Source organism: Acinetobacter sp. ANC 4178, from assembly GCF_004331175.1.
In the GTDB taxonomy this organism is placed as follows: Bacteria; Pseudomonadota; Gammaproteobacteria; order Pseudomonadales; family Moraxellaceae; genus Acinetobacter.
This window is the reverse complement of sequence record NZ_SJOD01000004.1, coordinates 79,687-92,938: the sequence shown is the minus strand read 5'-3', so window position 1 is coordinate 92,938 and position 13,252 is coordinate 79,687. Positions and strand designations below refer to the sequence as shown.

The 13,252-nt window shown below is 43.0% G+C and carries 10 protein-coding genes; all 10 read right to left on the bottom strand.

Features of this window, described 5'->3' with window-relative positions:
• Window positions 1-11 precede the first annotated feature (11 nt).
• The 10 genes from E0H87_RS09705 to E0H87_RS09660 all read right to left on the bottom strand — a co-directional run bounded on the left by E0H87_RS09705 (window position 12) and on the right by E0H87_RS09660 (window position 13,125).
• Window positions 12-1,238 (bottom strand): molybdopterin molybdotransferase MoeA, encoded by a 1,227-nt coding sequence (locus tag E0H87_RS09705; RefSeq protein WP_131323411.1) that lies wholly within the window; start codon window positions 1,236-1,238, stop codon window positions 12-14.
• A complete protein-coding gene (gene moaCB / locus E0H87_RS09700) occupies window positions 1,238-2,161 on the bottom strand; it encodes a bifunctional molybdenum cofactor biosynthesis protein MoaC/MoaB (RefSeq protein WP_131323410.1) in 924 nt (307 codons plus the stop codon). The genes E0H87_RS09705 and moaCB overlap by 1 nt, the downstream gene beginning before the upstream one ends.
• Before the next feature lie 22 nt (window positions 2,162-2,183).
• Window positions 2,184-2,708: a molybdenum cofactor biosynthesis protein MoaE gene (locus tag E0H87_RS09695; protein ID WP_413773123.1), complete on the bottom strand. Its 525-nt coding sequence runs from the start codon at window positions 2,706-2,708 to the stop codon at window positions 2,184-2,186.
• 11 nt (window positions 2,709-2,719) lie between these two features.
• A complete protein-coding gene (locus E0H87_RS09690; RefSeq protein WP_131323408.1) occupies window positions 2,720-2,983 on the bottom strand; it encodes a MoaD/ThiS family protein in 264 nt (87 codons plus the stop codon).
• Window position 2,984: 1 nt separating this feature from the next.
• A complete protein-coding gene (moaA, locus tag E0H87_RS09685) occupies window positions 2,985-4,001 on the bottom strand; it encodes a GTP 3',8-cyclase MoaA (protein WP_131323407.1) in 1,017 nt (338 codons plus the stop codon).
• 128 nt (window positions 4,002-4,129) lie between these two features.
• Complete coding sequence (locus E0H87_RS09680) at window positions 4,130-4,741, bottom strand: molybdenum cofactor guanylyltransferase (protein WP_016168019.1); 612 nt, start codon at window positions 4,739-4,741, stop codon at window positions 4,130-4,132.
• Window positions 4,738-7,518 (bottom strand): nitrate reductase, encoded by a 2,781-nt coding sequence (locus tag E0H87_RS09675; RefSeq protein WP_131323406.1) that lies wholly within the window; start codon window positions 7,516-7,518, stop codon window positions 4,738-4,740. The genes E0H87_RS09680 and E0H87_RS09675 overlap by 4 nt, the downstream gene beginning before the upstream one ends.
• A 61-nt stretch (window positions 7,519-7,579) precedes the next feature.
• Window positions 7,580-9,199, bottom strand: a complete 1,620-nt coding sequence (gene nirD / locus E0H87_RS09670; RefSeq protein ID WP_131323405.1) for a nitrite reductase small subunit NirD — start codon at window positions 9,197-9,199, stop codon at window positions 7,580-7,582.
• 14 nt (window positions 9,200-9,213) lie between these two features.
• On the bottom strand, window positions 9,214-11,760 hold the full coding sequence (gene nirB, locus E0H87_RS09665; protein WP_131323404.1) for a nitrite reductase large subunit NirB: 2,547 nt from the start codon (window positions 11,758-11,760) through the stop codon (window positions 9,214-9,216).
• Window positions 11,761-11,784: 24 nt separating this feature from the next.
• Entirely contained in the window at window positions 11,785-13,125 is a 1,341-nt protein-coding gene (locus E0H87_RS09660; RefSeq protein WP_131323403.1) for an MFS transporter, read from the bottom strand.
• Between the last annotated feature and the right edge of the window lie 127 nt (window positions 13,126-13,252).

Sequence of the window (13,252 nt, the reverse complement as noted above, 5' to 3'; positions counted from 1 at the left end):
TTGTCGTTGGCTTACAGAAAAAGCCCTTGTACCGTTGATCCTGCACTTAAAACTTGATTTTCTGGTATTCGAATCAAACAATTGGCGTGCATCAGATTACTTAGCATATGAGATTGCTGTTTCGATAAATTTTCGACCCATAATTGCCCTTGCTCAAAATGAGCAAACATTCTCAGAAAACGTTCTCTCGAATCACTTTTAATTGATTGCTTTAAGGTTGCACTAAACCAGTTGGGTAATTGAGTCTGACCTTGTAATGCGTGTAATAAGGTCGCAGTATAGATTTGCATGCCAACAAATACCGCAGCGGGATTGCCCGGCAGTCCTAATAAATAACAGGCATCGCCAGATGCACGTTGATATTCTGCAAAGAGCATAGGTTTACCAGGTTTCTGTTTCACTTTCCAAAAAATTTGCTGAAAGCCCTGCTCTAATGCAACGGGTCGCACAAAGTCATAATCTCCGACTGAAACTCCACCTGTGGTCAAAATCACGTCACACTCTTGTTTGAGTCGTTGAATCAATTGTTGTAGCGCCAGTTCAGTATCTTCGACATGATAAATGTTGACGTTTTGCTGCTGCTGTTCAAACCATGCTTGGATTAATGGTGCGTTGGCATCAAAAATTTTACCCGCACTAAAATCATCTAGCGTTTTAGCGACTTCATCTCCAGTAATCACCACAGCAATTTTGGGAAATTGATATACTTCGACCTGTTGAACTCCTGCCATCGCCAATGTAGCAATTGCCCCAACACTTAAATGCTGTCCTTGGTTTGCCAGTAGTTGTCCACGACCCAATTCTTCTCCTGCATCACGAATATCAGCATGTATTTCTAAGGGGATATTGATCTGAATTTGAATCGAGTTCAGTTGTGTGACAATTTCTTGTCGTGCAACTGTTGTTGTACCTTCAGGGATTTTTGCGCCTGTAAATATACGCAGTGCCTGACCGTGGTTTAAGGTCAAATTTGTGTCTTGCCCTGCGCGGATTTCACCAACCAATTCAAACTTGGAATTCTCTAGGATTGGCTCATTGCTGCATATGGCATAACCATCAACCGCACTTTGACTAAACAAGGGCAAATCAATTTCAGAATGAATATCTGTTGCTAAATAACGATACAACGCCTGTTGCAATGGAATACTTTCACTGGCTAATGCATGAACTCGATCTACAATAGTCGCAAGGGCCTGATCTACACTGATCAGTCCTGTTTCAGCACCACAACCTGACATTATTGATACCCTCCGGCATGGGGAATATTTTTCTGTACATCAAACAGATGAATTAATGCCGGTTGAATTGCAATGAGGGATTCTTTTGCACCCTGACGGCTTCCGGGTAAAGTGATCACTAGACTCTGATCGATATAACCTGCAACACCACGGCTAAGTGCTGCATAAGGTGTACGTTTCTGACCAAAACTCCGTGATGCTTCCATTAGCCCCGGAATTTCACGTTTCATTAAAGGTTGTAGAGTTTCTACAGTAAGGTCTTTCGGACCAAGCCCTGTTCCACCCACGGTCAGAATAAGAGGATAATGATTTTTTTGCTGTTCGATTAATGCCAACAGTTGTTCAGGACTGTCTGGAATCACCTGATAGGCAATCTCTTTAAAATTGGCTTCTTGAAGGATCTCCAACACATTTAAGCCTGCGGTATCTGGTTTTTTACCTGCGGCAACAGTATCGGAGAGGACAATGATTGAAGCAGGAATGGCATCTTTTAGTGCGCGAGTATAATGAGACTTGCCCCCTTTTTTCTTCGCCAGTTTACATTGGTCTAAGCATAAATCTTCTGGTTCGCAATGTGGTTTGAGCATGTCATAGAGGGTTAATCCTGCCAGACTCACCGCAGTTAATGCCTCCATTTCCACGCCTGTTGGACCAATGGTTTCAACCGTTGCTGTAATTAAGACATGTTGCTCGAATAGTTCATATTCCACATCCGCACGGTAAATAGGTAAGGGATGACACAAGGGAATCAGTTCATCTGTACGCTTTGCTGCAAGGATTCCTGCGATACGGGCAGTTTTTAGTGCATCGCCCTTTTCGGTGTTGCCATTACGGAGTAGCTCAATACAATGTGCAGGCGCATACAAAATACCCGTTGCTACTGCGGTTCTATAGCTTTCGGCTTTCATGCCTACATTTTTCATGACGTACTCCTATTACTGTATATTAAACGGTTGCCATTGCAGTGTGATGGTGGTGTTGGCATGATCCATGATGGGTCTGTGATGCAACAGGCGTTGTCACGGCAACATAATCCTGATCTTTGCGGATACAGCAACCTTCTACATATTGACTGCTACCATCTGCATAAAACTCTTCCTTCCAGACAGGGACTTCATGCTTGACCCGTTCCACGGCTTCTTCACAAGCTTGGAAGGCTTCTCGACGATGTGCCGCATAAGCCATGGCAATAATTGCAGTATCGCCAATATCTAAAGCACCAATGCGGTGAACCACCCGAACATAGGACACTTGATATTTGGCTTGAATCTCTTGCTCAATGGCACGAATCATTTTTTCTGCAACAGGAGCATAAGCGGTATATTTCAATGCTTTGACTGCCTTGCCTTCATGGTGATTACGTACTGTACCGATAAAGATGCCAATACCACCACATTCAGGAAAATGTTGAATACCATCAAAATCACTTTGCATTAACGCGGTGGTTTGAATACGTGGGAAATTCATCAGGTTCATTTGACTTAACCTCCCGCCACTGGCGATAGCAATACTAAGGTCATTGCATTTTCAATAATGAAATGACGCGGGATAATGTCTTCACCGACTGCACAGGCACAGCGTTCAATCAGGGTTTTAGCTTCGGGATAAAGTGACATGACTTGGCTTAAGGCTGCCCCAATATCACTATGGGGCGGGCTATAAATCACAAGGTTTGCAGGCAATAATTTTTCAACTGCACCATAAGCTTCAATTTTAATTTGGATGGTTGAATTTGATTGCAACATATTAACCTCCGATCATGTGCATACTAATTTTTCTATGGGTTTGCTGCGCCTGAATGGCATGAAAACCTGATTTCTTGTTCCAGATATAAGATTCAAGTTTCTGCTGCAAAAGGTTAGTTTTCAGCGCTGACCCTGTCTGGAGTTGTTCAATTTCGGTTTTAAGTGGTAATCCTTCTGCTGCAAATAAACAGTTATAAAATTCACCTTGAGCAGTCAGTCGGACACGATCGCATTCACCACAAAAAGCATGGGTAATGGTGGAGATAATGCCGATTTGATGCCCATCTATCCAATACTGTCTGGCTGGGCTACGCGTAGGCTCTGTTAAGGGTTTTATACTGAATTTGGTTGCAAGCGTATCTAAGATTTGCTGTTCACTGACCACATGTTCAGCGTTCCAGTGTCGATCTCCATCTAAAGGCATAAATTCTATAAACCGCAGTGGAATAGCGAGGTCTTTCGCCCATTGCACCAACGGAATAATTTGGTTCTCATTTTTGCCTTGTATCAGTACGCTATTGATTTTAAGTGGCAAACCGACGTCTAGAGCAGCCTGAATGCCTTCCAATACAGGCTGGAGTTGTTTTTGTGTGAGCTGAAAGAACTGTGCGGCATCTAAACTGTCTAAACTGACATTAATACTGTCTAGCTCTGCATGTTTTAAATCTTGCGCATATTTTTTTAAGTAGTGACCATTGCTGGTCATCGAAATTTGTTTCAGTCCGATTTTTTTCAGCTTTTGCAGTTCCGCAACAAAATGCACAACCCCTTGACGCATTAAAGGTTCCCCACCCGTAATGCGAATATATTCAATCCCGTTTTGCACCATAAACTGGCAAAACTGAAACAACGCCTCAAAGCTTAAAATCTGATGTTTCTTCATCCACTCAGGATGTTCAGGCATGCAATAGACACACTTAAAATTACAGCGATCGGTCACTGAAATTCTGAGTTTACGCTTGCTGCGACCAAATTGATCTATAAATGCAGCACGGGTTTCTACCATAGATACTGTCATGCATGTTATTCCATGTGGGAATGACCAAATGCCCAAGAATTGTGCTTATTAACTGATTGCACTTTGATTGTGCTCATAGCTATAAATGACTCAGCAATAAGTGTTCCAACTTTGTGCTATCTCTGGATTTAATTAAGAAATTTTAATTGTTGGTACTGTTGTAGTTCATCGAGTGAGTTAATACTGTGAAAAAATAGATTTTTATGACTAAACCGTGCAACTTGAGGGTGCATTTCAGCAAAACACTTTTTTAAACTGAACTGTTTTAGTTCAATGTCTCGATTTAATTTTTCCAACGCGCTACGTTTTAACAAACAGAAGGGATACAGTGCACGTCCATTTAATTCGACATAAGCCACTTCAGCCTGTGTGTTTTTTGCCAGTACAGCATGAAGTTTCTCAAGCACACGAGATGGAATGTAGGTGACATCACAAGGAATAAATAGAACATAGTCCGATGGGACATTTGTCCACGCGCTTTTCATGCCCATCAGTGGACCTAAAAACCCAGATTCCTCATCTTGATAATAGGCAATACTTGGCACTAAGGCGCGGTAAAGTGAATAGTCTCGATGGCTATTCACCCAAATAGAATTCACCTTCTGTTTTAGGGTTTGATGAATTTTTAAAAGCTGGATTTGATCATCAAAGGTTTGTAAAAGTTTATTCATTCCGTTCATACGTCGTGCTTGTCCTCCTGCAAGAATGACAAGATCAGTGGCAGGATAAGCTTTAATCATTTCACATCCTCCGTTTGACAGGCTTTAATTAAGCCGCGAATTTCAGGTAAGCAAGAACCACAATTGCCTCCAGCCTTTAAGCAAGCTGTAACTTGCTTTTCATTGCTGATGTTTTTCTCTTTAATAGTTTCAATAATTCGATTTTTACCCACTTTAAAGCAACTACACACCAATGGGCCTTCATTGTTGTTCATCGAAATAGGTTGACCCGCCAATAACGCTTTACGGTGCATGGCACTTAATCGCTCACGCTTAAATAATCCTGCAACCCAGTCTCGGTCTGGTAGTAAAGCACGTGGAGCAATATATAAACTGGCGATCAGAATACCATCTTTTAAGACAATGCTATGGCTGATTTGTGCTGAATGATCATCGACATTTAACCATTCAAAACTTTCATCTTGAAACGGTAAAAGTTCTTTTAAATGTTTGGTAATGTCATCGTATTTACGGCGATCAGCCAGTTCATAACAAACAGCTTTGGCAGTGGTCACTTTGGTCCACCAAACACATGCCTCTATAGAGGTCTTGACCATAGTTGCGTACTCATTACGGGCATAAAATACGCCCTGCCATTGAGTATAAAATGGTTGCAGCATAACAGGTGTATGCTTAAATTCTGGCTCGCCCGAAATCGCATCTACCACAGGATTGACTACTCGACCAATGCGGGCATCTGAAGCAACTTGATCGTTCCAATGAATTGGGGCAAAAACTTGCCCACGACGGATGCCTTGAGAAATAGTCGTTTTTAAAACACAGCGTCCCCAAGTCGATGCAACTTCGACCAAGTCACCTTCTTTCAAGCCATATTTCAAAGCATCCTGTGCATGAATCTCACAAAATGGTTCTGCACGATGCGTACTTAAATTGGCAGATAATCCAGTTCGACTCATGGTATGCCACTGATCGCGGATACGACCTGTGTTCAAAGCCAGAGGATATTCATTTGTACAGGCATTTACAGGAGCAATATTTTCTACAGCAATAAATTTGGCTTTACCATCGGTATGGCTAAATTGCCCATTGGCATAGATATGTCGCACCGTTTCAATGGACTGCTGTTTATCCCATACTGGCCACTGAATGGGGTTGAGATCATCGTATTCTTGTACGGTTAAGCCTGTTAAACCTTGTAAATTAAAATAACGAAAGCTCTTTGATTCATCACGTTGTGCTAAGGGTACATTTTCACTGGCTGAAAGTTGTGCATGCTCGTTAAATATTTCGCTGACATTTTCAAAATTAAAACCAGAAAATCCCATTCTTTTTGCCACTTGCGAAACTGTCCACCAGTCTGCTTTGGCCGTTCCCGGTGCATCTAAAAATGCCCGTTGTCTGGAAATACGTCGCTCAGAATTGGTCACTGTGCCATCTTTTTCTCCCCAACCTAAAGCGGGCAGTAAAACATCAGCAAATGCTGTCGTATCGGTGTTTTGGCAAATATCCGACACCACAACGAAAGGACATTTTTCTAAGGCACGTTTAACCTGATCTGCATTGGGTAAACTCACCACGGGATTGGTTGCCATAATCCAAAGTGCTTTAATTTTGCCACTTTCAACAGCTTCAAATAAATCAACAGCCTTTAATCCAGCAGATTTAGCAATGACGGGGCTTTGCCAAAAGTTTTGTACCAATTGCTGATGTTGAGGGTTATCAATATCTAAATGAGCTGCCAACATATTGGCTAAACCACCTACTTCACGACCACCCATCGCATTCGGCTGACCTGTCATTGAAAATGGTGCCGCCCCAGTTTTACCAATTTTCCCACTATATAAATGGCAATTAGTAATGGCATTGGCTTTATTCACGCCTTGTGAAGACTGATTTACCCCCATTGAAAATAGGGTCATTACTCGTTCAGTCTGGGCAAATTTTGCATAAAACTGTTGTAATTTATCCAGTGTAATTCCTGTTTGTTGAGCGACCTCTTCAATATCTTGTTCCGTTTGGCTACTGAGCAACGCAGCTTCAATACCTTGCGTATGTGCATCAATAAAGGATTGATCTGCACATCCATTTTGATGCAAATATTGTAGGAGTCCATTAAACAAAGCGATATCTTGCCCAGGAAGAATGGGCAAATGTAAATCGGCTTGCTCACAAGTACTGGTAAAACGCGGATCAACCACAACCACAAAAATATCGCGTTCGGCTTTGGCTTGCATAATCCGTTGATACAATACGGGATGGCACCATGCCGTATTTGATCCGACCAGAACCACCATATCCGTTTGTTCAAAATCTTGATAACTGGCAGGAACAATGTCTTCACCAAAAGCCCGTTTATGTGCTGCTACAGCAGAAGACATACATAGACGGGAATTGGTATCAATATTGGCTGTCCCTAAGTAGCCTTTCACGAATTTATTCACCACATAGTAATCTTCGGTCAGTAATTGCCCCGATACATAAAATGCGATGCTTTCTGAACCATATTGCTCTATACAAGTTTGGAATTGCTGCGCAATTTGATTGAGTGCAGTATCCCAAGTTGTCTTTTTTTGCTGTGCATTTCTTCCGAGCATTGGCTGCAATAAACGTGTTTCTAAGCCAATGGTATCCGCCAAATTACTGCCTTTAATACACAATTTTCCATAATTGGAGGGATGTGAAGCATCCCCCTCTACGCTAACAACTTGACCTTGCGCCGTATGTTTGACATGCGCAACTACCCCACAACCCACACCACAGTACGGACAGGTGGTTTTTGTGCTCGCTGTAACTGGAGCTGTTGAGCTTTGGAGTTCCACAAATGGAATACTGGTCATACGGTGCTCCCTATTCTTACTTTTAAAACCATGGCAGCAAAAAAATGATGCGTGATTTGAATTAACCTACTTTTTTTAATGCAAAATCTCGACCAAAAAGCAATTTACTGCGGATATTTGAAATTGGGGTTTGGTCTGCAATCAGTTCCGCATACCAAGCACCATCTTCCGTATCTCCAAACAAGACGGCTCCAATGACTTTGTCCTGTTGAATAATGATGCGCTTATAAATTTGACGTTTCTCGTCATTTAAAATGATGTCTTCAAAATCATCTTTTGGCTCAAAGTTACCTGCCGAAAACACATCGACACCACTCACTTTTAATTGGGTCGGAACCGTTGGGGCTTTGAAGGTTAGACTGCCATGCTCTGCCAAGTGACTCGCGCAAATAAAAGCCTGTCCCCATAAAGGCTCGACTAAACCAAAGGTCTGACTGCGATGTTCAATACATTCACCCACTGCATAAATACTTGGGTCAAAAGTTTGCATGGTGTCATTCACCATGACCCCGCGGTTGGTTCGGAGTCCTGCGCTTTGCGCTAGGCTAATATTCGGGCGAATACCGACAGCAAACACCACCAAATCTGCATCTAATACAGTGCCGTCTTTTAAACGAACTTGACTAACCTGACCATCTGTACCCACTAGCGCTTCAGTATTGGCTTCGGTAATAATCCGAATCCCTTTTTGTTCAATACTATGGCGAAGCATTTGACTGGCACGATCATCCAGTTGACGTTCCATAATTCGATTCATTAAATGTAAAACAGTGACATTCATACCACGGCGTTTTAAGCCATATGCCGCTTCCAAGCCGAGTAAACCAGCACCAATCACCACGGCATTACGTTTGTTTTCACAATATTCCAGCATGGTATTGACATCATAAATATCACGGAAACTTACGACGCCTTTTAGGTCTGCGCCTTTTACTGGCGGTACAAAAGGTTTAGACCCTGTGGCTAAAATGAGTCGGTCATAATCCACCACAATGCCCGTTTGGGTATGGACTTGTTTGCGTGGACGATCAATTTTGACGGCAGGATCATCTGCAATAAAACGGATACTCTTGTCGCTATACCATGCGTGTGGATGCAACATAATGTCTTCTACGGTTTTTTCACCCGATAACACGGGCGACAGCATAATGCGGTTATAGTTACCCCACGGTTCTTCACCAATTACAGTAATTTCATAACGCTCTGGTGCCATATCCAATAAATCTTCAAGACAGCGCATGCCTGCTAAACCATTTCCCACCAAAACCAACTTCATTTTTTCTGAAGAAGGCCCATTATTGGTGATATAGGTTTTTTGCGCTGTTGGACTCACCCAAACACGTCCATCCTGAATTTTGGTTGGGAACACCAGTAGTTTTTGATCTTTATCTTCTAAGCAACGTCCCGTGGCTAAACTAAAATGCTGCTTATAAATGGGCGATGCGATGACGCGTTCACCTTGCAAGTCGCCAATAATGCCACGGCTCATGACATTGGCTTGGCTGAAAGGATCTTTATTGCTCAGTGCATAAACGCGTTTTTCTGTCCCAACACGGAACAAAGCAATCGCTTGCCCTTCAACCAAAGCCCCTACGCCCGTATTCGGGGTGATGTCATTTAAATCACAGACCTCAACCCAGTGTTGATCTGGAAGCATATTTTTATCATTTAAAATAGTCATTTGCGTTCTCCTTATTATGCTTCAACCATTGGAATACGGTCTTCAGCGCGCTCTGCGCTGTTTAATGGGCGAATTTGTCCGCGTTCTTGGGTAAATTGAATGTGTGGATCAGCTTGCTGTTCAGCATTGGCATTGATATAGGTTTGGAAACGTTTACGAATTTCAGGATTTTCAACCGCAGTACGCCATTCATCTTGATAAGTCCCAACGATGTGCTGCATACGACGCTCAAGTTCTACTGCCAGACCCAGCGAATCTTCAATAATCACGGCTTTAAGATAATCTAAGCCGCCTTCCATGTTGTCACGCCATACGCTAGTGCGTTGTAAACGATCTGCTGTTTGAATGTAGAACATAAAGAAACGGTCGATATAGCGAATCAGCATTTCAGTATCTAAGTCAGATGCGATCAATTCTGCATGGCGTGGTTTCATGCCACCATTACCACAGACATAGAGGTTCCAACCTTTTTCAGTGGCAATCACGCCAACATCTTTACCTTGAGCTTCTGCACACTCACGGGTACAACCCGAAACCGCCATTTTTAATTTATGTGGTGAGCGTAAACCTTTGTAGCGGTTTTCGAGGAAAATGGCTAAACCGACTGAATCATCCACACCATAACGACACCATGTACTACCAACACAAGATTTAACCGTACGTAATGATTTACCGTAAGCATGACCAGATTCAAAACCTGCGGCATTCAACTCTTCCCAAATCAACGGCAGTTGATGCACTTGCGCGCCAAACATATCAACACGTTGTCCGCCCGTAATTTTGGTGTACAGGTTGTATTTTTTGGCAATTTGACCTACAGCAATTAAGCCATCTGGTGTGACTTCACCCCCTGCCATGCGTGGTACAACAGAGTAAGAACCATCTTTCTGGATGTTTCCTAAGTAGTAGTCGTTACTGTCTTGCAAACCTGCATGACTAGGTTCGAGTACGAAATCATTCCAGCAAGAAGCCAAAATGTTTGCAGCCGTTGGTTTACAAATATCACAACCCAAACCATGCCCATGCTGGTGAATCAGGTCATCGAAGGTTTTAATTTCATTCACACGAACCAAGTGATACAGCTCTTGGCGGGAGTATGGGAAGTGTTCGCAAATATGATTGTTGACCGTGACGCCTTGACGTTGTAATTCAGACTTCAATACCTGCGTTACTAAAGGAGCACAGCCCCCACAAGCCGTCGCAGCTTTGGTACATTTCTTTAACGCACCCAAAGAGGTCGAGCCGTCACTAATGGCTTGGCAAATATCGGCTTTCGATACGTTATTACATGAACATATCGTGGCACTGTCTGGCAGTAAATCGACGCCACTGCCGCCTGCTTTGGCGCCTGAGTCGGCAAACCCTGGCATAATGAGACTTTCTGGAACTTCGGGTAATGCCAGACCATTCAGCATCATTTGTAGCAAGTCACTATATTCTTTGGCATCACCCACCAATACTGCACCCAAAAGTTTGGTTTTTTCTGCATTGACCACGATTTTCTTATATACCAATGCATCTTCATCGGCATAGAAATAGCTCAATGAATTTGGAGTCATGGCATGTGCATCACCGACTGATGCCACATCTACCCCCATCAACTTCAATTTGGTGCTCATGTCTGCACCAGCGAAAATGTTGCATTCTTGCTGCATCACATGCTTGGCCGCAATACGTGCCATGTCATAGCCTGGTGCGACTAAGCCAAAGATTTTATTGTTCCAAAGTGCACACTCACCAATGGCATAAATATCTTCATCACTGGTTTGGCAATAATCATTAATGACGATACCGCCACGTTCACCAATCGCTAAACCACTTGAACGTGCAAGTTCATCGCGTGGGCGAATGCCTGCCGAGAATAAAACAATATCGGTTTCGAGTTCTGAGCCATCACCAAATTTCATCACATGAACAGCAGACTGACCATCTTCAATACATTGAGTGGCTTTTTGGGTATGAACTTTAACACCTAGGTTTTCAATTTTAGTGCGTAGCACTTTGCCGCCTAAGTCATCAATTTGCACTGCCATTAAACGTGGCGCAAACTCTACTACATGTGTTTCTAAGTTCAGGTCACGGAGTGCCTTTGCGGCTTCTAGTCCCAATAAGCCACCGCCAATCACCACACCTGTTTTTGCATTTAAACTGGCAGCTTTAATGGCATCTAAGTCTTCAATGGTACGGTAAACGAAACAGTTTTTGCGTTCATTACCCGGAATTGGCGGTACAAAAGCATAAGAGCCCGTCGCTAAAACCAATTTGTCATAGCTGAGTGTTTCACCCTGATTGGTGCTCACTGTTTTATTGAGGCTATCAATTGCAATTGCTTTGGTATTTAAACGCAGGTCAATTCCGTAAGCATCAGCAAAATCTGCACGCGCTAAAGATAAGTCTTTGGCAGTTTTACCAGAAAAGTATTCGGTTAAATGCACACGGTCATACGCCAAACGTGGTTCTTCTGCCAAAATGGTAATTTCTACTTCGTCACCTGCCTGCTCAAGTACACTCTCAATGAACTTGTGCCCGACCATACCGTGACCAATCATAAGTAGTTTCATATTCTTTCTCCTTAAATTTTTTACTTATGCCATGTTGTTACGATCAAGCACGGCTTGTTCGAATAAGCGTTGTTCTTTCTCTTTGTGTTCAACTGAAAAGCGAATCATGAGCACAAAACTTGCTGCAATGACCACCAGTCCACCTAGAACCATCAGGCATGTTTGAATATCTAAGACACCTTTGAGTAGGAAACCTGCTGCAACTGCACCCACGTTGCCACCCGCGCCGATAATGCCTGCAACCCCACCTAAGGCATCACGATCAATAAAGGGCACCAATGCATAGGTTGCGCCGCAAGCCATGTGAGTAAACAAGGCAAACACAGTCATGGTTAAAATAGCCAACATCGCAGTGTTCATTTGTGAAAATACAATCAGGAACAGACCTTCCATGAGGATCATGCCAAACAAGACTTTAGTGCGACCATCCAAACCCTTTTTGGTTGCCACTTTGTCTGAAATAATGCCACCCAAAGCACGGGCAAACAGTGCCAAAAGTCCGAAAATACCCGCAGCCAAACCTGCTTCTTTTAGTCCAAAGCCAAAGTTTTCCACGTAGTACATGGCGACAATGTTATGAATGAAAATTTCGATACCAAAGCATGCCGCATAAGAGCCAAATAAAATCCAAACACGATAGTTGCGGGCTGCATGCATTAAGATGTTTAAGCCACCTTTTTTCTCACTGCCAACTTGAATGCCTTGAGCGCGTAATTCCTTAAAGTTGCCTTGCGGACAATCTTGCGTGTATTTCCAGTACAGCCCGCCCACAATCAACATCATGACACCAGGAACAAGTAAGGCAATTCTCCACCCCATAGCCTGTTCAACACCGAACATCACTAAAGCTGAAAGTAAAAGTGGCATTAAGGCTTGAGTGGCACCACCTCCCGCATTTCCCCAACCCGCAGTAGTGGCATTTGCAGTCCCGACAACATTCGGGGCAAACATGATGCTGGTATGGTATTGAGTGATGACGAAACTTGCGCCAATTGCACCGATGAGCAGTCTAAAGAACAAAAAAGATTCATAACTGTTGGCTGATGCCACACCAAATACAGGAATGCTGCCAAGAATAAGTAACGCAGTATAAGTTTTGCGTGGACCGTATTTGTCACAGAGTGGACCAACAATCAAGCGAACCAAAATCGTAATCGCAACGGCTGCAATATTAATATTAGCAACTTGATCTTTAGTCAGATGAAACTCGCCTGCGATGACAGGCATGAGTGGCGCACAGGCAAACCATGCAAAGAAGCAGACAAAAAAGGCGAGCCAACTCATGTGGAAGGCCCGCATCGCTGAAGTCTTAAAATTAAAAAGACTTATTGTTGTGGCTTTTTTCTCATATAAATTTGAAGACATAACCCTCTCCTTCCTGAACTGAACGTATATAAATTCCCACTCGGCAGGTTTCTCTGCTTTACAGGTCGATCAGAACGGACATCGTTGGCCGTCTTACAAATTTTTTAAGAGTCGTCTTTGACTCATA